Source organism: Nonomuraea sp. NPDC050478, assembly GCF_044458265.1.
Classification (GTDB): Bacteria; Actinomycetota; Actinomycetes; order Streptosporangiales; family Streptosporangiaceae; genus Nonomuraea; species Nonomuraea ferruginea.
The window spans coordinates 15439-34884 of record NZ_JBITHT010000009.1; the positions used below are offsets into that span (position 1 = coordinate 15439).

Below are 19446 nucleotides of genomic sequence, written 5' to 3' on the forward strand. Positions count from 1 at the left end.
GACATATCACCAGGTCAGCATGTCTGCACCAGATCGCATTACCTTCCACGTAATCGCGTGGCCTATGTGCTCGCTGGCACCGTTGCGGGTGTCGGAACGAACACCTAAGGAGACGCGAGATGAGCACCCCCACCAGCGCCACTACCGGCCGCGCGAGCTTCCTGCGGCTCGTGCTCGCCGCGGACGCCGTCGTCACAGGGGTCAACGGCCTGGCCTACCTCGCCGCCGCCGGCCTTCTGAGCGACCTGCTCGGGCCGGACGCGGGCCCGCTGCGCGGGATCGGGATCTTCCTGCTCGCGTACGGGGTCGCCGTCGGTCTCCTCGCGGGCCGCCGCCAGGTCAGCGAGGCGGGCACCCAGGTCGTGATCGGTCTGAACGTCGTCTGGGCACTGGCAAGCATCGCCGCCGTCGTCACCGGTCTCCTCGCGTTCACCACGATCGGCGCGGTGTGGGCGATCCTCCAGGCCCTCGTGGTCGCCGGGTTCGCCGTGCTGCAGATCGCCGGTCTCCGCAAGCTTCGCTAACCATCTGAAAGGCTGATAAATCATGACGAACCTCGTCGAGCGTTACGTGGCCGCCTGGAACGAGACCGACCCCGCCGCCCGCGCCAAGGCCGTGGCCGGCGTCTGGACCGAGGACGCGACGTACACCGACCCGCTGGCGGACGTGGCCGGGCACGCCGGCATCGCCGCCGTCATCGAGGGCGCCCAGGGGATGTTTCCCGGCCTGGTCTTCACCCCCGGCGAGCTGTACGACGCCCACCACGGCATCGCCCGCTTCACCTGGCACCTCGGCCCGGAGGGCGGGGAGCCGGTGGCGACCGGCTTCGACGTGGTGGAGCTGGCCGAGGACGGGCGCATCAGCAAGGTGCTCGGCTTCCTGGACAAGGTGCCGGCCGCCTGACCCTCCTCCCCCCATGGCCCCCGCCCCGGCGGGGGCTTCCGCTTGCCGCTCCGATGTTTCCACGGATGGTCATGGACTTGTCAGGTGGAAGTCAGTAAAGATCTAACTTGCAGCTTTAGCGTGATTTGCGCTCAAGAAAGATCAAAGAAGGGTACGTAACGTACACATGCGGGTGGCAAACGCACTACTCACGGCAGTCCTGGCTTCGGCCCTCGTCACCAGCGCCTCCGCCGCCCACGCGGCGGCGCCGCGCTCCGAGTTCCCCGCGGAGGTGTACGGCGGCGCCTGGCAGGCGGGTCACGTGCAGGGGATCGCGGTGGACGAGAAGAAGGGCTTCATGTACTTCTCCTTCACCAACCTGCTCGTCAAGACCGACCTGTCCGGCAAGCCCGTCGGCTCCGTCACCGGCTTCACCGGCCACCTCGGCGACCTCGACTTCAACCGTCAGGACCGCCGGGTGTACGGGTCGCTGGAATACAAGGACGCGCAGGCGTTCTACATCGCCATCTTCGACGTCGACCGCATCACCAGCCTCGGCATGGACGCCGAGACCTCCGACGTGGTGACCGCCGTCTACCTCAAGGAGGTGGTCGACGACTACAGCGCCGACATGAACGGCGACGGCGTCTTCGACGGCAACGTGGCCAACACCCCCGACCACCGCTACGGCTGCAGCGGCATCGACGGCGTCGCGTTCGGCCCCGAGTTCGGCAAGCGGCACGGCAAGCAGAAGCTGACCGTGGCCTACGGCGTCTACTCCAACACCGCTCGCCAGGACAACGACCACCAGGTGCTGCTCCAGTACGACATCACCAAGTGGCGCAAGTACGAGCGCCCTCTCACCCAGAGCGCCCCGCACACCTCCGGCCCGGCCAAGGTCGACGGGAAGTACTTCGTCCGCACCGGCAACACCCGGTACGGAGTCCAGAACCTGGAGTACGACGGCCACACCGGCAAGTGGCTGATGGCCGTCTACAAGGGCGCCAAGCCGCAGTTCCCCAACTACTCGATGTTCACCGTCGACGGCGCCACCCGCCCGGTGCGCGGACCGATCGAGGGACAGCCCCAGCCGGAGCAGGGCGACCTGCTCACGCTCGCGCCCGAGGGCCTGCACCACGAGGCGTCGGGCGTCCGCGGCTGGGAGTCCTCCGGTGAGTACGGCCTGGCCTCGCTGGACGACGGCCGCTTCTACCTGGTGGACGCCGGCACCGTGACCGAGGACGGCGTCACCAAGCAGACGGCCCACTCCCGCCTCCACCGCTGGACCGGCAGCACCCCGACCCCGTTCGAGCGCCTCCCCTAGCCATCCGGGACAGGGCTCCCGACCGGCGAAGCCGGGGAGCCCCCGGCGCGGGCCCCGCCACCGCAGCGGCGGGAGCCCGCGCCACATCAGCCCTCCTCGCGCCACCCCTCGAACCGCTCGGTCAGCTCGTCCACCTTGGCCAGGCTCTCCCCGGCGAGCCCCTCCACGACGACGAGCCACTGCGCGTCCTCCGCGTCGTCCTCCCCCGCCAGCGTCTCCCGCACCACCCGCGGCACGCCCAGGCCCGGGAACCACTCGCCGAGCGTCGCCGCGACCTCCTCGGCGTCGTCCCGCTCAGAAAAGATCAGCAACTGCCTCATGAACGGCATTCTGGCAGCAGGCGAGAGCACGCGTTCACGAACAGTGAGCGGGGTACGTTGCTAACGTAAGACCATGACGGCCGAAGCGGTGAGCATTCCCATGGCGCCAGAGTCCTCGCTGCCCGACTGGATCTTCCCTCCCCCCGAGGGGTTCACGGCAGAAGACCTCGATCACCTTCCGCATTTGCCTGCGCACACGGAGTTGATTGACGGAAGCTTGGTCTTCGTGAGCCCGCAGCTAGACTTCCACACCTCGACGATCTACCTGTTGGAGGCCGGTCTGCGCCGTGCTGCTCCGAAGGGCTACCGCGTGCGCCGCGAGATGAGCGTCAAACTCGGTCCCAGACAGCGCCCGGAGCCGGATCTGATCGTTCTCAAGCCCGGCGCCGACGTCCGTTCCTCAGCCACCTACTACCCGGCCGGCGACGTCGCCCTCGCCGTCGAAGTGGTGTCCCCCGAGTCCGAGGAGCGCGACCGCAAGCGCAAGCCCCTGCTCTACGCGGAGGCGGGCATCCCCCACTTCTGGCGGGTCGAGAACGACTCCGGCAGGCCTGTCGTCTACGTCTACGAACTCGACCCTGCCACCCGCGCCTACGTGCCCACGGGTATCCATCACGACCGCGCCAAGGTGACCGTCCCGTTCGACATGGACATCGACCTCGCCGAGATCGACTCGATCTGACCGAAAAGGGCCGGTACGAACCCGTACCGGCCCTTGACGCGTCAGGCAGAGCGCAGCTGGGCGCCGACGCGGTCGGCGGCGAGCGCCACGGCGGCGTCGCGGGCGGCGGAGATCTCCTCGGCCGTCAGCGTGCGGTCGGGGGCGCGGAAACGCATCGCGTACGCGAGCGACTTGTTGCCCTCGCCCACCTGGGCACCGGCGTAGACGTCGAACAGCCGCACCGACTCCAGCAGCTCACCCGCGCCGTCGCGGAGCGCCGCCTCGACGTCGGCCACCGGGGTGAAGTCGGGCACGATCAGGGCGACGTCCTGGGTGGCGACCGGGTAGGCGGAGATGGACGGAGCCTGGGCCGGGCCGCGCATGGCCGTCTCCAGGCGGGTCAGCTCCAGCTCCAGCGCGGCCGTGCGCGGCGGCAGCCCGTAGGCCTCGATGACCCGCGGGTGGAGCTCGCCCGCGTGGCCGACGAGCAGGTCGCCGAGGTAGAGGGCGGCGCACCGGCCCGGGTGCCACGGCTCGTGCTGGTCGGCCACGACCGACAGCTCCAGCCCGGCCTCGGCCGCGACGATCCGTCCGGCCTGCACCGCGTCGGCCCACGACGCCTGCCGGCCCGCGCCCCACCAGCCGGAGCGCTCGAACTCGCCGGCGAGCACCACCGCGACCCGCCACGGCTGGTCGGGCAGCGCCGCCTCGATCGAGGCCAGCTCCTCCTCGGTGGGCCGCCGCTCGACGCCGAGCACGGGGGCCGCCTCGGGCGCCCCCTCGCGCGGCCGGTAGACGGCGCCGGCCTCGAACAGGGCCACGTCGGCGAAGCCGCGTCCGACGTTGCGTACCAGGGTCTTGAGCAGCCCGGGCAGCAGCGTGGTGCGCATCAGCGGCTCGTCCTCGCCCAGCGGGTTGGCCAGCCGCATCGCGCGGCGGCGGGCGTCGTCGGCGGGCAGCTGCAGCCGGTCGAAGTCGTCGGCGCTGATGAACGGGTAGGCCAGCACCTCGGCGTAGCCCGCTTCGGCCAGCGCCCGGCCGACCCTCCTGCGCAGCCGCTGGCCCTCGGTGAGCCCTGCCCCCGCGGGGGCGCTGGGCAGCACGGACGGCAGCCGCTCGTACCCTTCCAGCCGGATGACCTCTTCGGCGAGGTCGCTGGGGTCGGTGAGGTCGGGCCGCCACGACGGCGGGGTCACCGTGATCATGTCGTCGCCCTTGACGGCCAGCCTGGCCGCCAGCTCGCCGCCGGTGACCACGCCGGTCGGGTCGACGCCGCCCTCGCGCACGGCCGGGTCGTCGCCGTCGACCACGACGCAGCCGATCTGCTCCAGCCTGCGCACGACGGTCTCTTTCGCGTACGGCATGCCGGCGATGTCACCGGGGTGGGCGGCGGGGATCGACACGCGGGCGGGCCTGACCTCGACCTCGGCGTGCGTGACCCCGGGCACGATGGTGGCGCCGCCCAGCTCGGCCAGCATGCTCACGGCCCGCCAGGAGGCGACGAGCGGCAGCTCACGGTCGACGCCGCGCTCGAACCGCTTGGACGCCTCGGAGACGAGGTTGTGGCGGCGGGACTCGCGCGAGATGCCGGTGGCCGAGAAGTGGGCGGCCTCGATGACGATCTCGGTGGAGCCGTCGGAGATCTCGGTCTCCAGGCCGCCCATGGTGCCGGCCATGGAGATCGGCCCCGACTGGTCGGTGATGAGGATGTCGTCCGGGTCGAGGTCGCGCACGACGTGGTCGAGCGTCTCCAGCCGTTCGCCCGGCAGCGCGCGCCGCACCACGATCTCGCCGGTGAGCTTGTCGGTGTCGAAGGCGTGCAGCGGCTGGCCGAGCTCCAGCATGAGGTAGTTGGTGATGTCGACGGCCAGCGACACCGGCCGCATGCCGGCCCGGATGAGCCGGGTGCGCATCCACAGCGGGCTCTTGGCCTCCGGGTCGAAGCCGGTGACCTGGCGCAGCACGAACCGGTCGCACGCGGTCGGGTCGTCGATGTAGGCCGGCCAGGCCCGGCTGGTGTGCTCGGGCGGCCGCACGTCGGCGGGGTCGCGGAACGCCGCCCCGAACGCGATCGCGACCTCGCGGGCCACGCCCCGGATCGACAGCGCGTAGCCGATGTCGGGGGTGATCTCCAGCTCGATCACGTCGTCGCGCAGGCCGAGCAGCTCCACCACGTCGGCGCCGACGGGGGTGCCGGCGGGCAGCACCATGATGCCCGCGTGGTCCTCGCCCAGGCCCAGCTCGCGCTCCGAGCAGATCATGCCCTCGGACAGGCGGCCGTAGGTCTTGCGGGCGCCGACCTCGAACCCTCCGGGCAGCACGCCGCTGGGCAGCACCACGGGGACGCGGTCGCCGACGGCGAAGTTGGTGGCGCCGCAGACGATCTCGCGCGGCGTCGGCTCGCCGACCTCGACCCGGCAGTGGCGGATCGGCTTCTTGAAGCCGGTCAGCTCCTCGATCTCCAGCACCTCGCCGACGACGACGTTCTTGACGTCGTGGCCGTGGGAGGCGATGGACTCCAGCTTGAGCCCGGCGGCCGTGAGCTTGTCAGCCACCTCTTGGGCGGTGACCGCCGGGAGATCGACATACTCCCGCAGCCAGGAAAGCGGGACCCTCATCAGATCTCCATTCCGAACGGGAGCGTGAAGCGCACGTCTCCCTCGATCATGTCGCGCATGTCCTCGGCGTTGTGGCGGAACATCAGCGTCCGCTCGATGCCCATCCCGAAGGCGAACCCGGAGTAGACCGACGGGTCGATGCCGCAGGCGACCAGCACCCGCGGGTTGACCATGCCGCAGCCGCCCCACTCGATCCAGCCCTCGTTCTTGCAGGTGCGGCAGGGCGGGTTGCCGGGCACCGCCGAGGCGCCGCGGCAGACGAAGCACTTGAGGTCCATCTCGGCGGACGGCTCGGTGAAGGGGAAGTAGTTGGGCCGGAACCTGGTGGTGATGCCCTCACCGAACATGACCTCGGCGAACCGGTCGAGCGTGCCCTTGAGGTGGGCCATGGTGAGGCCCTTGTCGACGGCCAGGCCCTCGGTCTGGTGGAAGACCGGGGTGTGGGTGGCGTCGAGCTCGTCGGTGCGGAACGTCTTGCCGGGCGCGATCGCGTAACACGGCGCGCCGCGCTCCAGCAGGGCGCGGATCTGCAGCGGCGAGGTCTGCGTGCGCAGCACCATGCCCGAGTCGGTGGAGCCGACGAAGAACGTGTCGTGCTCGGAGCGGGCCGGGTGGTCCTTGGCGATGTTGAGCGCCTCGAAGTTGAACCACTCGCCTTCGAGCTCGGGGCCTTCGGCCACCTCGTAGCCCATCGCGACGAACGTGTCGGCGATGCGCTCCTGCAGCGTGGTCAGCGGGTGGCGGGCGCCGCGCGGGCGGCGGTCCCACGGCAGGGTGACGTCGACGGTCTCCTCGACGAGCACCCGGGCGTCGCGCTCGGCCTCCAGCTCGGCCTGCCGGGCGGCCAGCGCCTCGGCGACGGCTCTGCGGGCGGTGCCGACCCGCTTGCCCGCCTCGGCACGGGCGGCGGGCGGCAGGGCGCCGATCTCGCGGTTGGCCAGGGCGAGAGGCGAGCGGTCGCCGGAGTGCGCCAGCCTGGCCTGCTTGAGTGCGTCGAGGCTGCCGGCCGCCTTGATCGCCGCGATGGCGTCGGCCTCCATCCGGGACACCTCGTCGGCGTGCAGCGGGGTGACCTCGACCGGGTCGTAGTCAGACAAGAGTGAGCTCCGTATCCAGGGCTTGAGCGGGAAAAGTCTAGTGGTGGCCCACCGGTCCCGGTGTCACGCGAAGTCGGGCGTGCCGGTGGGCACGGTAAATCGGAACTCCGCCCCGCCCTCGGGCGCCTGCTGCACGGTGATGGTGCCGCCGTGGGCCTCCACCAGCCCCTTGACGATGAACAGGCCGAGGCCGGTGCCGCCACGCTTGCGGCTGTTGCCGCGCCAGAACTGCCTGAATACGCGCGGGGCCACCTCGGGCCTGACGCCCTCGCCCTGATCGCGCACCGACACGGCCACTCCCCACCCGACGGACTCGATCTCGATGGTCACGGTGCCTCGACCGTGACGCACCGCGTTTTCCACCAGGTTAGCCAGGATCTGGTCAACCTTGTCCTGGTCAAGCCACATTTCGGGAAGATCGTCACCCGTGATGAGGCGGAAGCGGTCCTCCTGCTCGCCCGCCGCGACCCGCCCGGCGACGACCCGTCGGGCCCTGGCGGGGATGTCGACGACCTGGCGGCGCAGCTCCAGCCGGCCGGACTCGATGCGGGAGACGTCGAGCAGCTCGGTGATGAGCCGGGTGACGCGGTCCGCGTCGTTGTTGACGGTCTCGAGCATGACGAGCTTCTGCTCTTCGGTGAAGCGGCCCCACTTGGCGAGCAGCGTCGCGGTGAACCCCTTGACGCTGGTCAGCGGCGAGCGCAGCTCGTGGGCGACCGTGGAGACCAGGTCGGCGCGGCTGCGCTCCAGCCGGGCCCGGGCGCCGCCGTCGCGCAGCGTGATCGCCACCCGCTCGACGTCGCCGCACCGCTCCGGCTCACGGACGAACCGCGCGGTCACGTACAGCTCCTGGCGGCCGGGCAGGTGGAGGGGCTTCTCCGGGACGCGGCTGCGGGTGCGCAGGCCGCCCTCGGGATCGAGCGCCTTCCACCAGTCGCGGCCGTCGTTGTCGCGGAACGGGAACACCTCGTTCATGTCGCGGCCGACGGCGCGTTCGGGCGTGACGCCGGTGAGCCGGGCGGCGGCGCGGTTGACCGCGAGCACGCGGCCGAACCGGTCGGCGACGACGAGCCCGTCAGGGAGATCGTCGATCGCTATCGTGCACGCGGCGGCAACCAGCCGCCCATCGGTGTCTGCGCCGTGCACGACCTCGCCTCCTCCGCCTCCAAGGCCGACAATAGCGGGTTTCCCGCCGCCTAGGGCACTCGCTGAGCCCTGGCGGAGGAGTAAAGGCACACCGCCGCGGCGGTGGCCAGATTGAGGCTCTCGGCCTGTCCGTAGATGGGCACGCGCACCACATCGTCGGCCACCCCGAGCACCTCTTCGGGAAGGCCCCACGCCTCGTTGCCGAAGATCCACGCGGTGGGCCCCGACAGGTCGACGTCGTCGAGCGTGTGGCGGCCCGCGCCGTCCGCCGCGAGCACGCGCAGCCCACGCTCCTTCAGCCGGCGCACGGCCTGCGCGACCGGGGCGCCGACGGCCACGGGCACGTGGAACAGGCTACCCGCGCTGGCGCGCACGCACTTGCCGTTGTACGGATCCACGCTGGCATCGGTGAAGAGCACCGCGTCCGCGCCCGCGGCGTCGGCGGCGCGCATGACGGTGCCGGCGTTGCCCGGGTCGCGCACGTGCGCGAGCACCGCCACCAGGCGGGCGGCCTCGGGCAGGGCGTCGTCGAGCGGCACGTGCACCGGCCGGCAGACGGCGACCAGGCCCTGCGGGGTGACGGTCTGCGACAGCTCGGCCATGACTTCGCCGCTGGCCCGGTGGACCGGGACGCCCTGGTCGGCGGCCGTGCCGACCAGCTCGGGATGGCGCGCCTCGGCCTCGGCGGTGGTGAACAGCTCCAGCGTGATCCCGTCCAGCTTGAGCGCCTCGCGCACCGCCTGCGGGCCCTCGGCCAGGAACTTGCGGTCCTGGTCCCGGAAGGCGCGTTTGGTGAGCCTGCGAGCCGCCTTGACCCGCGGCGACCGGACGTTGGTCAGCTCGGCTCCGGCCATCTCACTCCTGTTGGGTGCGTGCATGGAAAAGGGCCCACCACTCGGGTGAGCCCTTCCCGCAGAATTCGGGTCAGCCCGCGGCCGGCGCGTTCACGTTCGCGGGCAGCGCCTTCTTGGCGGCCTCGACGAGCGTGGCGAAGGTCTGGCTGTCGTTCACCGCGAGATCGGCGAGGATCTTGCGGTCCACCTCGATGTTGGCCAGGCGCAGGCCCTGGATGAGGCGGTTGTAGGTGATGCCGTTCTGACGAGCCGCGGCGTTGATCCGCTGGATCCACAGACGGCGGAAGGCGCCCTTGCGGTCCTTGCGGTCCCGATAGGCGTACGTCATCGAGTGGAGCATCTGCTCCTTGGCCTTGCGGTAGAGCCGCGACCGCTGGCCACGGTAACCGGTTGCCCGCTCGAGAACGACCTTGCGCTTCTTCTTGGCGTTGAGCGCCCGCTTCACGCGTGCCATTTTATTCTCCCCGGGGGTTCGCGCTACTTGCCGAGCAGCTTCTTGATCTTCTTGGTGTCGGCCTCGGAAAGGACGACCTCGTTCTTGAGACGGCGCGTCAGCTTAGACGACTTCCACTCGTTGTAGTGAGCGCGGTTGGCGCGGCGGCGCTTCACCTTGCCGGTGCCGGTAAGCCGGAACCGCTTCTTCGCACCGCTGTGCGTCTTCATCTTCGGCATCTCGCCGTCTCTCCTCAATTCGGTCGTGCCGCTGGCCGGGCCGGCGGCGGAGCCGGCCCGGTCTTCGGCGTCTTCGTCTGGCTGCTCGGGGGTGCGCCAGTAAGGCTAACCCGAGCCGCGGGTCACGCCTCCTGCTTGGAGGGCTCCTCGCTGCCATGCTGGGCCTTCGCGGCGGCCTTCTCGGCCTTGGCCTCGGCCTTCTTCTTGTGCGGACCGATCACCATGATCATGTTGCGGCCGTCCTGCTTGGGCTGGGACTCCACGAAGCCGAGCTCCTGGACGTCCTGCGCGAGCCGCTGCAGAAGCCTGAATCCCAGCTCGGGCCGGGACTGCTCGCGGCCCCTGAACATGATCGTGACTTTGACCTTGTCTCCCGCCTTGAGGAACCGGACGACGTGACCCTTCTTGGTCTCGTAGTCGTGCGGGTCGATCTTCGGCCGGAGCTTGATCTCCTTGATGATCGTGTGCGCCTGATTCTTGCGCGCCTCGCGCGCCTTCATCGCGGACTCGTACTTGAACTTTCCGTAGTCCATGAGCTTGCACACGGGCGGTCGAGCCGTCGCCGCGACCTCGACGAGGTCAAGGTCGGCTTCCTGGGCGAGCTTGAGTGCGTCGTGGATGGACACGATGCCCACCTGCTCGCCGTTCGGGCCCACGAGGCGCACCTCGGGAACTCGGATACGCTCGTTGATGCGGGGCTCAGTGCTGATGGGGCCTCCTAGGTTTGCGATCCCTACGTGCTCGTCGTGCCGGGAGCTCCCGCGAAAACGCGAAAAGCCCCGCACGTCGCGCATGCGGGGCCACTGAGCTCTTCGGCATCGTGGCCTTCAAGCTCCCCGGAGTAGTCCGGCGTGATCCTTGACCCGGCCACCTTTCGGCCGCTCGGGTGGGAGGGAGACCTCCGCTTGCGCGTCCAGCAATGGCATGCCGGACCGATCAGAGAGCTACGCTACCACAACACCGGCGCGACCTCGAATCTTCCCCGGTGAGCGGCGGCCTCCCTGGTAAACTTCTGTCCAGTCTGGACAGAAGGGGGGTTTCATGGGCGTTTGGCAGCTTCAGGAGGCCAAGCAGCGCTTCAGCGAGGTCGTCAGGAAGGCGCACGACGAGGGACCGCAGATCGTCACCCGTCACGGGTTGGACGTGGCGGTGATCATCGACATGGAAGAGTACCGCCGGTTCAAGGGCGAGCAGCCGGACTTCAAGGAATTCCTGCTCAACGGACCAGACCTGTCCGATTTGGAGCTGACCCGCTCCCGGGACCTGCCTCGGGAAGTCGACTTCGGTGACGGCTGGTGAGCCACCTCCTCGACACGAACGTCGTGTCAGAGATGACCAAGCGCTCGCGAGACCCGCATGTGCAGGCCTGGCTGGACAGCACCAACGGCCCCATCCTGCACCTGAGCGTCCTTGTGCTGGGTGAGATCCGCAAAGGCGTCGAGCAGCTGCGCCGCCGCGACCCGGCGCAGTCCGGGGTCTACGAGGCCTGGCTCGACAGGCTCCAGCGCGAATTCAGCACGCGGATCATACCGATCACGACCGACGTGGCCGAAGAGTGGGGACGGCTGCACTCCAAGCGACCGCTCCCCGTCGTCGACGGCCTCATCGCCGCCACGGCCCGCGCCCGTAGTCTCACGCTGGTCACTCGCAACGTCAAGGACTTCGACGGCCTGGCCGTGAAGATGGTCAACCCGTTCGACTGGCCCGTCTGAGGATCTCGGCCTCGCCGGCCGCTCGCATCGCCGCCACCGGGACGTCGGCGCGGCCCGTCATCAGCTCCACCTGGCGCACCGCCTGGTGGAGCAGCATCAAGAAACCGCCGATCACGATGCCGCCCGCCGCCTCGACGGCCGCCGCCGCCCGGGTCGGCCAGGGCGAGTAGACCACGTCGAACAGCGCGGGCACCCCCGCCAGCCGGTCGGCGTGCGCGTCGGCGGCGCCGCCCGGCAGGGTGGAGACCACCAGGTCGACCCCGAGGACCGTGTCGAGCTTGTCGAACGTCTGGACGGCCAGCGCCATCCCGAGCCGCTCGGCCGCGCCCGCCGTCTCGCCCGCCCGTGCCGGGTCGCGGACCACCAGCGTGGCCTCGTGCAGACCCAGGTCGCGCAGCGCGGCCAGGGTCGAGCAGGCGGTGGCGCCGCCGCCCAGCACGGTCGCCGAGCGCGGCGCGGGCACCCCCGCCTCGGCCAGGGCCTGCTCGATGCCGTGGACGTCGGTGTTGTGGCCGTGGGCGGCGCCGCCGGCGAACACCACGGTGTTGGCCCCGCCGACCTCCAGCGCCACCTCGGACACGGTGTCGAGCAGCGGCAGCACGGCGCGCTTGAGCGGCATGGTCAGCGACAGCCCGGCCCACGTGCCCGGCTCCTCCGGCCCTTCGCCGCGCACCGGGCGCAGCTCGCGCAGCAGGCCAGGCAGCGCCGCCTCGTCGCACTCGAACGCGTCGTAGCTCCAGCCGGACAGCCCCATCTCACGGTAGGCGGCCCGGTGCAGGTGCGGCGAGAGCGAGTGGGCGATCGGCGAGCCCATCACGGCAGCTCGCATGCACCCCCCTTTCGGTCCGCCATCATACGGGTCAGCCGCCGGACGAGTTCCGCTCCAGCTCGGCGAGGAGCGCCTGGAACTCCGCGTCGGTGGTGGCGAACTTGGTGACGTTGCTCTTCGGGTCGGTGGCGGCGAAGAACAGCCACGGCCCCTTGGCGGGGTTGAGCGCCGCCTCGATGGCGTGGTCACCGGGGTTGGCGATCGGGCCGGGCGGCAGGCCGAGGTTCTTGTACGTGTTGTACGGAGACTTGATCTCCAGCTCGGCGTGCGTCGCCCTGGTGCGGTAGCGGCGCCAGGCGTACATGACCGTGCTGTCCATCGACAGCGTCATCTCCGGCTCGTGGTTCATCCGGTTGTAGATGACCCGCGCGATCTTCGGCATGTCCTCGTGACGGCCCGCCTCCGCCTGGATGATGCTGGCGATGGTGATCATCTCGTGCGGCGTGTAGCCCATCTTCTTGGCGCTGGACTCCAGCTCGAACTTCTCGGCCGTCTGGTTGAACCGCTCGATCATCTGCGCGAGCATCTCGGCCGGGGTGGCTTTCGGCTGGAAGTCGTACGTGGCGGGGAAGACGTAGCCCTCCAGCTTGCCCTTGGCGTACGAGGGCAGTCCGAGATCCTCGGCGCTCTTGGCCGCGTTCTCGAAATCCTTCGGCTTCTTGCCGGTCTTCTCGGCGAGCTGCTTGAAGGTGTCGGACAGCCGTAGGCCTTCCTTGATCGTCGCCTTGGCCACGATCAGGTTGCCCGGGTCGAGCAGCTTGACCGCCTCGGCCGCGGCCATCTGCTTGCGCAGCTTGTACGTGCCGGGCTGCAGGGAGGAGCTCTTGCCCGCGCTGTCGATGGCGTTGGTGAAGGCCCTGGCGCTGGCGACGACACCCTGCCGCTGCAGCTCCTGCGCCACCTCGGAGGCGCTCTGGCCGTCCTTGATCTCGATGACGACCTCGCCCGTGCCCTGGCCGGTGTAGTCGTCGGGCACCAGCGCGTCGCTGACCCATCGGTAGCCGTAGTAGCCGCCGCCGCCGATGATGCCGGCCAGGATGATGAAGGCGAGCAGCGGGGCGAGGAAGCCGCCCCGGTTGCGGCGGCGCCGCCGCCTGCTGCCCCGCCGGCCGTTGCGGCCCCGGCCCCGGCGCCTGCCGCGGCCGTCGTCGTCATCCGAACCGAGCAGGAAGTCCATGTCGTCGAGATCGTTCATAGGTGAGCTGGCCAATCTCCCGGTACTGCTGGCCCGGCGCCGATTGGGAGCGCCTGGCGGCGGGGGGTCACCGAGCGGATGAGGGGGATGCGCCGGTCACGCCCTGACGACCGGCCGAGGTCACTGTGGGTAGCCATGCTAGAGGATGGAAAGAGCGCGTGTGTCCCGGCTCGGAAGGGTCGCCTGGATGGTGCGACGTCCTCCCGAACTGCGGTTACTGGCCCGGTGAGCATGAGTTCGTCCCGAGTCTCTCGTTCGGCTCTTTCCGGTATCTCACGAACTCGCTCTCTTTGCGGGTGAATTGGGTGATTCTATGCACCTGAGGTTGGCTACCAAACCTGCTGCCCGAACCCTCGGCTGTGTGTCCGCCGCCTGGCGTGCGAGCGGACGGTTCACCCAGAGTGACGGGTACACGCCGGTACGAGACGTCCGTTCCGGCATGAGCGTGCCCGCCCACTTTAGCGATCTTCAACGGCAGGGGCGTCCTGCTCACAAATGCGAGTCTTCCCCCGAAAACGGCACACACACGAACCCGTTCACAACCGCCTGTGTTTCCGGGCGAATCGGACGAAGCATCTGCGCGCGTCCTCTTCCGTACCACCGCGCGACCAGCGGGGACCTCGCGCGGAACCGGCGCGCGGGAAGCCGTCCGGGCAGGCCGGAGCGCGAAGGCGCGCGGATGGGTGGGTGAGATGTGCGGGGGTGGCCGGCGGCCCGTCATGAGGCGGGGTCGCCGGGCGGGGTGACGGGGTGGCCCGGCGGCCTGTCGGTGGCGCGTTCGGAGTCGAGGGCGTCCTGCAGCAGCACCACCGCCGCCGCCTGGTCGATGACTCCGCGCTGCTTCTTGGCCCGCACGCCGCTGGCGCGCAGCCCGTGCTGCGCGGCGACCGTGGTGAGCCGCTCGTCGAAGAGCCGGACCGGCGTCGGGGCCAGCCGGGCCGCGAGCAGGCCCGCGAACTCGCGGGCGAGCGCCGCGGCGGCGCCCTGGCGCCCCGAGAGCGACGTGGGCAGCCCCACCACCACTTCGATCGCCTCGTGCTCGGCGGCGATCGCGGCGATGCGGTCGAGGTCGCCCTTGCCGCGCTTGACGGTCTCCACCGGCGTGGCGAGCATCCCCGATGGGTCGCTGCGCGCCACGCCGATGCGAACCGACCCGACGTCGACGCCGAGCCGTGTGCCGAACCTCATGTCAGCCGAGCTGCTCCGTGATGGCCTGTTCGACGAGCCGCAGCGCGTCGCCGATCGCCTCGGGACGGCTGCCGCCGCCCTGTGCGACGTCGTCCTTGCCGCCACCGCCACCTCCAAGCGCCTTGGCGGCGACGCCGACCAGTCGTCCGGCCTTGAGCCCGCGCTCGCGTCCCGCCTCGTTGACCGCGGCGACCACCACGGGCCGGTCGGAGGGGACGCCGGCGACAACGATCACCGCCGGCCGGTCGGACGGGAACCTGCCGCGTACGTCCAGCGCGAGCTTACGCAGATCGTCGGCGTTCGTGCCATCAGGCGCGCGGTGTGTCACGACGGACACTCCGTGCAGGTCGGTGGCCTTGCCCGCGAGTTCGCCGGCCACCTGCAGCACCTGGGCGGAGCGGACCTTCTCCAGCTCCTTCTCCGCCGCGCGGAGCCGGGTGACGATGCCCTCGACGCGCTCGGGCAGCTCCTCGCGGCGCGCCTTGAGCTGCTCGGTGAGCTGCGAGACCAGCACGCTCTCCCGCGCCAGGTAGCGGAAGGCGTCGATGCCGACCAGCGCCTCGACGCGGCGCACGCCCGCGCCCACCGACTGCTCGGCCAGCACCTTGACCAGGCCGAGCTGGCCGGAGCTGTGGACGTGGGTGCCGCCGCAGAGCTCGCGGGAGTAGTCGCCGATCTCGACCACGCGGACCTCGTCGCCGTACTTCTCGCCGAACATCGCCAGCGCGCCCATCGCCCTGGCCTCGGCCTGCGAGGTGTAGAAGGCGTTGACCTTGAGGTCGTTGACGAGGACGGCGTTGACCTCGTCCTCGACGTCGCGCAGCACGCTCTGCGGGACCGCGCCCGCGGCGGTGAAGTCGAAGCGGAAGCGGCCGGGCGAGTTCTCGGAGCCCGCCTGGGCCGCCGTCTCGCCGAGCGCGTTCTTGAAGCCGCGGTGGACCATGTGGGTGGCGCTGTGGCTGCGCGAGATCGCCCGCCGCCGCTCCAGGTCGATCTCGGCGTGCGCCTCGTCGCCGGTCTTGAGCTCGCCGCTGCGGATCCTGCCGCGGTGGACGACGAGGCCCCCGATCGGCGACTGCACGTCGAGGATCTCGACCTCGGCGCCGCCGGTGCGGATGACGCCCTGGTCGGCGAGCTGGCCGCCGCCCTCGGCGTAGAACGGGGTGCGGCCGAGCACGACCTCGACCTCGGTGCCCGCGCCCGCCGCCGGCACCGGCGCGCCGTCGACGAGGATGCCGACGATCGTGGTGTCGGCCGCGGTCTCGTCGTAGCCGAGGAACTCGACCTTGCCCGCCTCCTCCAGGAGCCGGCCGAAGATGGAGACGTCGGCGTTGCCGATCTTCTTCGCCGCCGCGTCGGCCTTGGCGCGCTCGCGCTGCTCCTTCATCAGGCGGCGGAAGCCCTCTTCGTCGACCTTGAGCCCCTGCTCGGCCGCCATCTCAAGGGTGAGGTCGATCGGGAAGCCGTAGGTGTCGTGGAGCTGGAAGGCCTGCTCGCCGGAAAGCGTGGCCGCCTTCTTGCGCTTGGTCTCCTCGACGGCCACGTCGAAGATCGCGGTGCCGGTGCGGAGCGTGCCGAGGAACGACGCCTCCTCGGCGTCGATGACCGCGTGGATCTGCGGCGCGTCGGTCTTGAGCTCGTCGTACTGCTCCCCCATGACGTTGATCGCCACGTCGGTCAGGGTGTGCATGAGCCGCCGGTCGCCGGAGCCGAGCAGGCGCAGGTTGCGCACGGTGCGGCGGAGCAGGCGGCGCAGGACGTAGCCGCGGCCCTCGTTGCCGGGCATGACGCCGTCGGCCACCAGCATGGTGCCGGCGCGCACGTGGTCGGCGATGACCCGCAGGCTCACGTCGGTGCGCGGGTCACGGCCGTAGGCGGTGCCGGTCAGCTCCGCCGCCTTGTCGAGGATCTTGTAGGTGGTGTCGATCTCGTAGATGTTGTCGACGCCCTGCAGGATCGCCGCCATGCGCTCCAGGCCCATGCCGGTGTCGATGTTCTTGCTGGGCAGCTCGCCGGCCACGTCGAAGTCGACCTTGGAGCGGACCTCGCTGAGCTGGTACTGCATGAACACGAGGTTCCACACCTCGAGGTAGCGGTCCTCGTCGGCGACGGGGCCGCCCTCGCGCCCGTACTCGGGGCCGCGGTCGTAGTAGATCTCCGAGCAGGGGCCGCCGGGGCCGGGCACGCCCATGTGCCAGTAGTTGTCGGCCAGGCCGCGCCGCTGGATGCGGTCGGCGGGCAGGCCGACCGTCTTGTGCCAGATCTCGAACGCCTCGTCGTCGTCCTGGTAGACCGTCGCCCACAGCCGGTCCTCGGGGAAGCCGAAGCCGCCCTCGGACTCGGGCTTGGTGAGCAGCTCCCAGGCGTACGGGATCACCTCGGCCTTGAAGTAGTCGCCGATGGAGAAGTTGCCGAGCATCTGGAAGAACGTGGCGTGGCGGGTCGTCCTGCCGACCTCGTCGATGTCGGGGGTGCGCACGCATTTCTGCGCGGTGGCCAGCCGAGACGCCGGAGGCTTGCGCTGCCCCAGGAAGTACGGCTTGAAGGGCACCATACCGGCGGGAACCAGGAGGAGCGTCGGGTCCTCAGCGATCAGGCTGGCCGAGGGCACTACTTTGTGCCCACGCTCCTCGAAGAAGCGCAGGAAGCGGCGGGCGATCTCTGCCGACTCCATGGCGGCCGTCCTTTGCGTTAGTCGTTGTGTTCAGGGTTGTCGAGGCCGAAACGGGCCCGCAACTCGATTTCGCGGCCGGCGGCCTCGCCGAGCGCGTCAGAAGTAAAGTCTCTCACCTGTTCGAGCATGCCCGCGGCACCGTGGGCGGTCCTGCGGGCGACGTGGTTGGGGTGGAGCGCCTGCAGCTTGCGCATCACCCACAGGGAGAGGAACGCGCCGAGCGACAGGTAGAACAGCCGCCTGATCATCGCCGACGCCCCGTCCTGCGCGGCTTGCGGGCCTCGATGGCCCGGCGCACGCCGTAGCTGAGGGACGACACCTTGATCAGCGGACCGGTGAAGACGGTCTGGGTGACGGCGCTGAGCCGGGCGGCGTGGCCGGTCACCTGCTTGACGTCCCTGGCTATGGACTCGACGGCGACGAGCTGCCGGTTCGTCTCGTTGACCGTGAGGCTCATGTCGTCGAGCAGCGGCGTCAGGCGGGCGTTCAGCTCGGAGACCGCCTTGGTCGTCTCGGTGAGCAGCCTGGCGAGCTTGAGGAGCGCCATCGTGAGAACGCAGACCAGGACCACCCATCCCGTGGCCGCGATCAGCCCGGCGACCTCTCCAGCGGTAAGCATCCGCGCATCTCCCTCGTACGCTGGGCCGGAACGTCAAGACCCTATCGTGTCCGGCGGACGAGGTCGGCGATGACCGAGTCCTTGATCACGTGCCGTGCCAGGCCCGTTCCGGTCCTGACCTCGGCCATCCCGTCCCGCCGGCCCTCCTCTGGTACGGGAAATGGGCCTCCTCGCCGTGCGGGTGTGGCGGCTGGGGTCCCGTCCAAGTTCCCTGAGGGAATTCCGTTCGGATCCGTACGAGTGCGCATGCCTTCGCAACGCGGCCCCGTATGAGTGCGGATGCCTTCGAGACGCTGCCCGGTACGCGGGCTGCCCCCTCCCAGAGCAGGACACCATCGTCGCCCGGCCAGACTTCCGGCTGAAGATCGCGGACGAGGACGCGCCCTTGGCGGCCGAGGCCGGTGCAGGAACCCGTGGCGGCCTTCGCGGGTGGTATCGCGCCGGGAGGGACCGCTACGGGACGCGGGCGTACGCGCGGGCCGGGGTGGCACCCGACGCGGCGTGAGGCGGGACAGCGGTGAAGCAGGCGCCCGTGGGCGGCAGCGCTTCCAGGCCGGTGAGGGACTCGGCGACGGGTATGCCTGCCTCCAGGAGGAGGCTCCGCGATGCGCCGAGCGTGCGCGCATCGGTGGCGACCAGAGCGACAGCCTGTGAGACGAGCCAGCGAGCGGCTGCCTCGCTCAGACACTCGCCGGCCTGGGTCTGCAGGAGGACCGCGTGACCGCGGACGACGAAGGGCGCCAGAGCACCGACGCCGATCGTCTCCCAGTCCGCCCCAGAGGCACGCACCACCACCGCGGGAAGCTCGACCGTACGTGCAAGAACGTCAATAGCCTCCTCGCGGGTCACTGACGGCCCATCGCCACCAACCACCGTCTCCGGGCCGATTCCGGCAGCCTCCCCCTCAGCAGCAGAAGCCTCCCCTCGGCCCGTGTCCGACCCCGCCGAGGGCTCCGCAGGAGTTGCAGCGCGCTCGACACTACCCGAGCCCTCCCCGCCGACTACGGCAGATCCAAACCCACCAGCTCCGGTCTCCCTGCAGGCCGCGGCGAGCCCGGCCACACCCGCCGCGGCCTCTCCTCGGCCTGCGACCGGCCCGAGCATGCCGACCGCGACCTCCTCACGGACCGCAGCGTGCTCGACACCAGCCGAACGCTCCCCGCAGACTGCGGCAAGCCCGACCACACCCGCCGCAGCCTCCCCTCGGCCTGTGGCCGGCCCAAGCGGGCCGACCGCAGCCTCCCCACGGACTGCGACGCGCTCGACATCAGTCGAACCCTCCCCGCAGGCTGCGGCAGGACCGACTACGCCGGCTGCGGTACCCGTGAGCGCCGCTGGAGCGGCTACGCCGGCAGGGAGTTCCAGGCGGGTGGCGGGGGTGTCGAGAGGGAGGATGCGGCCGTGGAAGGCCGCGGGGGCGGTGCGGTCGCTCGGGCCGCCTCGGGTGCCTTTGTGCGGTTCGGGGAAGACGCGCACGTTGGAGAGCTCGACCGCGTCGGTCATCAACAGCCCGAGTGAGGCCACGAACAGGGCGGCGATCTCGTCCTCGGTGACGCCGGGCGAGGGCACGTCGACGCGGAAGTCGTGGACGGTCAGATCGCCGCCGTTGCCGAAGGTGATGGACGCGTCGAAGGCTGCGCGGTGGTCGGTCATTA

General features: G+C 70.4%; 21 protein-coding genes. 6 read left to right on the plus strand and 15 right to left on the minus strand.

Annotated features, from left to right (window positions below; all coding sequences use genetic code 11):
* The first annotated feature begins 119 nt into the window (after positions 1-119).
* The 3 genes from ACIBF7_RS37555 to ACIBF7_RS37565 all read left to right on the plus strand — a co-directional run bounded on the left by ACIBF7_RS37555 (position 120) and on the right by ACIBF7_RS37565 (position 2206).
* Positions 120-524 carry a hypothetical protein gene (locus tag ACIBF7_RS37555; RefSeq protein WP_271279871.1) on the plus strand — a complete coding sequence of 135 codons (405 nt, stop codon included), beginning with the start codon at positions 120-122 and terminating at the stop codon, positions 522-524.
* A gap of 22 nt (positions 525-546) precedes the next feature.
* On the plus strand, positions 547-903 hold the full coding sequence (locus ACIBF7_RS37560) for a nuclear transport factor 2 family protein (protein ID WP_271279872.1): 357 nt from the start codon (positions 547-549) through the stop codon (positions 901-903).
* 172 nt (positions 904-1075) lie between these two features.
* On the plus strand, positions 1076-2206 hold the full coding sequence (locus tag ACIBF7_RS37565; protein WP_397199268.1) for a hypothetical protein: 1131 nt from the start codon (positions 1076-1078) through the stop codon (positions 2204-2206).
* A gap of 86 nt (positions 2207-2292) precedes the next feature.
* Here ACIBF7_RS37565 and ACIBF7_RS37570 read toward each other — a convergent pair whose 3' ends face one another.
* Positions 2293-2526 (minus strand): hypothetical protein, encoded by a 234-nt coding sequence (locus ACIBF7_RS37570; RefSeq protein ID WP_148031215.1) that lies wholly within the window; start codon positions 2524-2526, stop codon positions 2293-2295.
* Positions 2527-2599: 73 nt separating this feature from the next.
* On the opposite strand from ACIBF7_RS37570, the gene ACIBF7_RS37575 reads away from it, so the two are divergent.
* Entirely contained in the window at positions 2600-3208 is a 609-nt protein-coding gene (locus ACIBF7_RS37575; RefSeq protein WP_271279471.1) for a Uma2 family endonuclease, read from the plus strand.
* Positions 3209-3249: 41 nt separating this feature from the next.
* On the opposite strand, the gene ACIBF7_RS37580 is transcribed toward ACIBF7_RS37575, so the two are convergent.
* The 7 genes from ACIBF7_RS37580 to infC form a co-directional block, all read right to left on the minus strand.
* The gene (locus ACIBF7_RS37580) at positions 3250-5805 is read right to left on the minus strand and encodes a phenylalanine--tRNA ligase subunit beta (RefSeq protein ID WP_397199269.1); all 2556 of its coding nucleotides are present in this window, start codon (positions 5803-5805) and stop codon (positions 3250-3252) included.
* A complete protein-coding gene (gene pheS / locus ACIBF7_RS37585) occupies positions 5805-6845 on the minus strand; it encodes a phenylalanine--tRNA ligase subunit alpha (protein WP_246639256.1) in 1041 nt (346 codons plus the stop codon). Before pheS ends, ACIBF7_RS37580 begins: the two co-directional genes overlap by 1 nt.
* 120 nt (positions 6846-6965) lie before the next feature.
* Positions 6966-8048, minus strand: coding sequence for an ATP-binding protein (locus ACIBF7_RS37590; RefSeq protein WP_148031212.1), 1083 nt, complete (start codon positions 8046-8048; stop codon positions 6966-6968).
* 50 nt (positions 8049-8098) lie between these two features.
* Positions 8099-8902 carry an RNA methyltransferase gene (locus ACIBF7_RS37595; protein ID WP_271279473.1) on the minus strand — a complete coding sequence of 268 codons (804 nt, stop codon included), beginning with the start codon at positions 8900-8902 and terminating at the stop codon, positions 8099-8101.
* A gap of 70 nt (positions 8903-8972) precedes the next feature.
* A complete protein-coding gene (rplT, locus tag ACIBF7_RS37600) occupies positions 8973-9356 on the minus strand; it encodes a 50S ribosomal protein L20 (RefSeq protein WP_148031211.1) in 384 nt (127 codons plus the stop codon).
* A gap of 23 nt (positions 9357-9379) precedes the next feature.
* The gene (gene rpmI / locus ACIBF7_RS37605) at positions 9380-9574 is read right to left on the minus strand and encodes a 50S ribosomal protein L35 (protein WP_148031210.1); all 195 of its coding nucleotides are present in this window, start codon (positions 9572-9574) and stop codon (positions 9380-9382) included.
* A 122-nt stretch (positions 9575-9696) separates the two neighbouring features.
* Complete coding sequence (gene infC / locus ACIBF7_RS37610; RefSeq protein WP_219543471.1) at positions 9697-10284, minus strand: translation initiation factor IF-3; 588 nt, start codon at positions 10282-10284, stop codon at positions 9697-9699.
* A 331-nt stretch (positions 10285-10615) separates the two neighbouring features.
* Between infC and ACIBF7_RS37615 the strand changes: the two genes are divergently transcribed.
* Complete coding sequence (locus ACIBF7_RS37615) at positions 10616-10873, plus strand: type II toxin-antitoxin system Phd/YefM family antitoxin (RefSeq protein ID WP_148031209.1); 258 nt, start codon at positions 10616-10618, stop codon at positions 10871-10873.
* Positions 10870-11286: a type II toxin-antitoxin system VapC family toxin gene (locus tag ACIBF7_RS37620; protein WP_364234450.1), complete on the plus strand. Its 417-nt coding sequence runs from the start codon at positions 10870-10872 to the stop codon at positions 11284-11286. The genes ACIBF7_RS37615 and ACIBF7_RS37620 overlap by 4 nt, the downstream gene beginning before the upstream one ends.
* On the opposite strand, the gene ACIBF7_RS37625 is transcribed toward ACIBF7_RS37620, so the two are convergent.
* From ACIBF7_RS37625 to ACIBF7_RS37655, 7 genes are all read right to left on the minus strand, one after another.
* Positions 11261-12115 carry a shikimate dehydrogenase gene (locus ACIBF7_RS37625; protein ID WP_397199270.1) on the minus strand — a complete coding sequence of 285 codons (855 nt, stop codon included), beginning with the start codon at positions 12113-12115 and terminating at the stop codon, positions 11261-11263. The two genes, ACIBF7_RS37620 and ACIBF7_RS37625, sit on opposite strands and share 26 nt — an antisense overlap.
* Positions 12116-12146: 31 nt before the next feature.
* Positions 12147-13310, minus strand: a complete 1164-nt coding sequence (gene mltG / locus ACIBF7_RS37630) for an endolytic transglycosylase MltG (RefSeq protein WP_271279477.1) — start codon at positions 13308-13310, stop codon at positions 12147-12149.
* Between the two features lie 717 nt (positions 13311-14027).
* Positions 14028-14498, minus strand: a complete 471-nt coding sequence (ruvX, locus tag ACIBF7_RS37635) for a Holliday junction resolvase RuvX (RefSeq protein WP_148031205.1) — start codon at positions 14496-14498, stop codon at positions 14028-14030.
* A gap of 1 nt (position 14499) precedes the next feature.
* Positions 14500-17172 (minus strand): alanine--tRNA ligase, encoded by a 2673-nt coding sequence (gene alaS / locus ACIBF7_RS37640; RefSeq protein WP_364234441.1) that lies wholly within the window; start codon positions 17170-17172, stop codon positions 14500-14502.
* Positions 17173-17189: 17 nt separating this feature from the next.
* A complete protein-coding gene (locus tag ACIBF7_RS37645) occupies positions 17190-17420 on the minus strand; it encodes a hypothetical protein (RefSeq protein ID WP_148031203.1) in 231 nt (76 codons plus the stop codon).
* Positions 17417-17791: a DUF948 domain-containing protein gene (locus ACIBF7_RS37650; RefSeq protein WP_219543314.1), complete on the minus strand. Its 375-nt coding sequence runs from the start codon at positions 17789-17791 to the stop codon at positions 17417-17419. Before ACIBF7_RS37650 ends, ACIBF7_RS37645 begins: the two co-directional genes overlap by 4 nt.
* Positions 17792-18244: 453 nt before the next feature.
* Positions 18245-19444: a hypothetical protein gene (locus tag ACIBF7_RS37655; RefSeq protein ID WP_364234437.1), complete on the minus strand. Its 1200-nt coding sequence runs from the start codon at positions 19442-19444 to the stop codon at positions 18245-18247.
* Between the last annotated feature and the right edge of the window lie 2 nt (positions 19445-19446).

What these genes read in the sequence shown, in the direction of transcription:
- ACIBF7_RS37555 (WP_271279871.1), top strand. Translation starts at nt 120, where the DNA reads ATGAGCACCCCCACCAGCGCCACTACCGGCCGCGCGAGCTTCCTGCGG.
- ACIBF7_RS37655 (WP_364234437.1), bottom strand. Translation starts at nt 19,444, where the DNA reads ATGACCGACCACCGCGCAGCCTTCGACGCGTCCATCACCTTCGGCAAC.
- ACIBF7_RS37650 (WP_219543314.1), bottom strand. Translation starts at nt 17,791, where the DNA reads ATGCTTACCGCTGGAGAGGTCGCCGGGCTGATCGCGGCCACGGGATGG.
- mltG (WP_271279477.1), bottom strand. Translation starts at nt 13,310, where the DNA reads ATGAACGATCTCGACGACATGGACTTCCTGCTCGGTTCGGATGACGAC.
- rplT (WP_148031211.1), bottom strand. Translation starts at nt 9,356, where the DNA reads ATGGCACGCGTGAAGCGGGCGCTCAACGCCAAGAAGAAGCGCAAGGTC.
- ACIBF7_RS37575 (WP_271279471.1), top strand. Translation starts at nt 2,600, where the DNA reads ATGACGGCCGAAGCGGTGAGCATTCCCATGGCGCCAGAGTCCTCGCTG.
- ACIBF7_RS37560 (WP_271279872.1), top strand. Translation starts at nt 547, where the DNA reads ATGACGAACCTCGTCGAGCGTTACGTGGCCGCCTGGAACGAGACCGAC.
- ACIBF7_RS37595 (WP_271279473.1), bottom strand. Translation starts at nt 8,902, where the DNA reads ATGGCCGGAGCCGAGCTGACCAACGTCCGGTCGCCGCGGGTCAAGGCG.
- rpmI (WP_148031210.1), bottom strand. Translation starts at nt 9,574, where the DNA reads ATGCCGAAGATGAAGACGCACAGCGGTGCGAAGAAGCGGTTCCGGCTT.
- ACIBF7_RS37615 (WP_148031209.1), top strand. Translation starts at nt 10,616, where the DNA reads ATGGGCGTTTGGCAGCTTCAGGAGGCCAAGCAGCGCTTCAGCGAGGTC.
- alaS (WP_364234441.1), bottom strand. Translation starts at nt 17,172, where the DNA reads ATGGAGTCGGCAGAGATCGCCCGCCGCTTCCTGCGCTTCTTCGAGGAG.
- ACIBF7_RS37625 (WP_397199270.1), bottom strand. Translation starts at nt 12,115, where the DNA reads ATGCGAGCTGCCGTGATGGGCTCGCCGATCGCCCACTCGCTCTCGCCG.
- ruvX (WP_148031205.1), bottom strand. Translation starts at nt 14,498, where the DNA reads ATGAGGTTCGGCACACGGCTCGGCGTCGACGTCGGGTCGGTTCGCATC.
- ACIBF7_RS37570 (WP_148031215.1), bottom strand. Translation starts at nt 2,526, where the DNA reads ATGAGGCAGTTGCTGATCTTTTCTGAGCGGGACGACGCCGAGGAGGTC.
- ACIBF7_RS37645 (WP_148031203.1), bottom strand. Translation starts at nt 17,420, where the DNA reads ATGATCAGGCGGCTGTTCTACCTGTCGCTCGGCGCGTTCCTCTCCCTG.
- ACIBF7_RS37580 (WP_397199269.1), bottom strand. Translation starts at nt 5,805, where the DNA reads ATGAGGGTCCCGCTTTCCTGGCTGCGGGAGTATGTCGATCTCCCGGCG.
- pheS (WP_246639256.1), bottom strand. Translation starts at nt 6,845, where the DNA reads ATGGAGGCCGACGCCATCGCGGCGATCAAGGCGGCCGGCAGCCTCGAC.